Origin of the sequence: Shewanella sp. 10N.286.54.B9, from assembly GCF_041468565.1 — a bacterium.
GTDB lineage: Bacteria > Pseudomonadota > Gammaproteobacteria > Enterobacterales > Shewanellaceae > Shewanella.
The window spans coordinates 1-2,418 of record NZ_JBFRIY010000114.1 but is presented as its reverse complement, the minus strand read 5'-3'; the positions used below and the strand labels follow the sequence as shown (position 1 = coordinate 2,418).

Annotated in this window: 3 protein-coding genes; all 3 read right to left on the bottom strand. The window is 42.6% G+C overall.

Features of this window, described 5'->3' with window-relative positions; all coding sequences use genetic code 11:
* Positions 1-263 precede the first annotated feature (263 nt).
* On the bottom strand, positions 264-1,151 hold the full coding sequence (locus tag AB4135_RS22005) for a phosphoribulokinase (RefSeq protein WP_220736575.1): 888 nt from the start codon (positions 1,149-1,151) through the stop codon (positions 264-266).
* A 312-nt stretch (positions 1,152-1,463) separates the two neighbouring features.
* Positions 1,464-1,718 (bottom strand): YheU family protein, encoded by a 255-nt coding sequence (locus AB4135_RS22000; RefSeq protein ID WP_371992534.1) that lies wholly within the window; start codon positions 1,716-1,718, stop codon positions 1,464-1,466.
* On the bottom strand, positions 1,718-2,418 hold a 701-nt coding region (locus AB4135_RS21995; RefSeq protein ID WP_371995549.1), incomplete at its 5' end, for a hydrolase. The genes AB4135_RS21995 and AB4135_RS22000, both read right to left, overlap by 1 nt.

The following is a 2,418-nucleotide window of genomic DNA, read 5'->3' as shown; positions in this document are numbered from 1 at the left end:
TTTAAAATGAATTTGGAGATTAGAGGTTAGCCAGCATACCCAAGGAAATAAACAGATCAACATGGATGTGGGAATTTACTTTTTAAAATGAATTTGGAGATAAGAGGTTAGCCAGCATACCCAAGGAAATAAACAGATCAAGATGGGGGAATTTACTTCCAAGAGTACGCTAACTTATCGTTCTTTCGCCTGAAATCCCGATGAAATGAAGTCTACAGAACTTGTCTTAAACAAATCTTAAGATAATCGATTGCTGTAGCTTCTTACTCATTTTCTGGTGAAATAAGCTGTAAGCGCTTATCCATTAAGTCTTTCACTAATGGCGTGAGGATAAGCTCCATGGCAAGTGACATCTTGCCTCCTGGTACGACTAGTGTGTTTATACGAGACATGAATGAGCCTTGGATCATGCGTAGGTAATAAGGGAAATCGACATTCTTGATGCCTCGAAAGCGGATCACAACAAAGCTTTCATCCAAACTGGGAATACTTTTGGCACTAAAAGGGTTTGAGGTATCAACAGTCGGTACGCGCTGAAAATTAATGTGAGTTCGGGAAAATTGTGGCGTCATATGGTTGATATAATCGTCCATACTGCGCACTATCGAATCCATCACTTTTTCGCGGCTATGGCCTCTATCTGAAGTGTCACGAATGATCTTTTGGATCCACTCTAAATTGACAATGGGCACCATGCCTATCAGCAGGTCAACGTGCTGTGCGACATCACAGTCATCAGTGACGACACCGCCATGTAAGCCTTCGTAGTAAAGCATTTCAGTATTTTCAGGCAGTGGATGCCATTGAGTAAAGGTTCCTGGCATTTGGTTAAAAGGCACGGCTTCATCAAAGGTGTGCAGGTAAGCGCGTGTTTCTCCTTGCCCAGTGCTGCCATAATCACTAAAACATTGCTCAAGACGCTGGAAATCATTGGCTTCAGGGCCAAAATAACTGATATTTCTATTTTCAGTTTTTTCTTTACGGATCATCACTGCCATTTCAGGACGGGTGAAATGGTGGAAGCTATCGCCCTCAACAATGGCTGCATTAATCCCCAGCTGCCTAAAGATATGGTTGAATGCTGTGGTTGTTGTCGTCGTACCTGCACCGGATGAACCTGTTACAGCAATAATCGGATGTTTCGCTGACATTTTTTTACCTAAAATAGAGACAGTTAAATATCACCTGTAGACAGCCAAATATGGCTAACGGTATTGATTCTGCAATAAACCAGATTATTTAAAAACTGTGTGTGAATTTATATACCCATTCTATTTCAAAGTGCCTATTCCAGACACTCCATTGGGTGGGTTTAAAAGCGATGTTAATTGTGTCACTGGACTAGACAATAGACTCGCTATTGCACTGCGTCTAGAGCTTTGTTTTAGTCACTTTTAATTCCCACTGAAATAGCAAATATTGAAGTCGAATGGGTATAGTTATACGTATTCGTAACACTTAGGTCAATCTTGAGCTGAGTCCACGGAGACAATATCCTCTTTGCGTCTTATGGCGATAGACTCTTCCTCTTCACTAAACTCGACCACTAATTCCCCGCGAGAAAGTGCACTGCGGCAATGCGCTATTGCTGATTGCAAGCTGTCTTCGCCAGTGCTTGCAAAACTGCCATCTTCGAGTTGACCAATGAGAAACTCTTTGATGAGGTTCTCGAGGGTTTCTGCAGGTAATTGGTTCAGTGCTTCGTATGGAACTAGCATCAATGATTTCCAGATTTATCAATGTGAGAGGTTAAAAATGACAAGATTCTTTTTTCAATATAGTAGCGCGGCCGCCAAGGTGAACCACCTTCGATAAATCCAACGTGTCCGCCATTATCATGCAGTTCGTATTCAACTTGCTCTGCTAATTGTTCATCAGTAGGGATGACCGCGTGAGTCATAAACGGGTCGTCTTTAGCGTGAATGACTAAAGTTGGCTTTTGGATTTGACTCAAATAAGGCATACCACTAGCTCTATGGTAGTAGTCATCAACATCGTTAAAGCCATGCAGCGGTGCTGTGATTTTGTCATCAAAAGCGTAAAAAGTGGTGAGTTGCTCAATCTCGGCCTTGCCAATGGGCATGAGTGGCTGCAATGCAGGTGTAGCGACTTTACCAAGCATTTTTTCTTGCAACTGCTTTATTAAATAGCTCTGATATACTTTGGAGAAGCCTTTTTCGAGTCTTTTAGCACACGCGGCTAGATGCAGTGGTGCAGATACTGCTACAGCCCGTTCTAGTAAGCTTTTTTGTTGCAGCTCACCTTGATACTTGACCAATACATTGCCGCCAAGGCTATAGCCGACAGCAAGTAACGGCGAGTCTGGATATCGTTGTTTCAGTTGAATCAAGGTTTGCTGAATGTCTTGAGTATCACCGCTATGATAGCCTCTGACGAGTCGATTAAGCTCTCCAGAGC